Below are 233 nucleotides of genomic sequence, written 5' to 3' on the forward strand. Positions count from 1 at the left end.
GCGTTACTCAGTGCCTTATGTGTTTGGCTACACGCCTCTGCAACAGATTTTGGTTGATATCGGTAGTGGCCGTTTACAAGCTTATACTGTGGCCTGGGATTCAAGAACTAAAGCACAGGGCGGGCAACGTTGGTATAGCCTTTATCAGCAAACCCATACTCCTGATACCCCGTTTTATTGGAAGAGCCAATTTAATAACTGGAACGCACGCTGTGCCGAATGCCACTCTACAG

1 protein-coding gene is annotated in these 233 nt (G+C 47.6%); it reads left to right on the forward strand.

Annotated elements, in window-relative coordinates; translation table 11 throughout:
- Positions 1-233: hypothetical protein (locus Q4528_RS16340; protein ID WP_303522839.1), on the forward strand; the 233-nt coding region annotated here is incomplete at both ends.

Origin of the sequence: Staphylococcus pasteuri (genome assembly GCF_030547725.1) — a bacterium.
Classification (GTDB): domain Bacteria; phylum Bacillota; class Bacilli; order Staphylococcales; family Staphylococcaceae; genus Staphylococcus; species Staphylococcus pasteuri.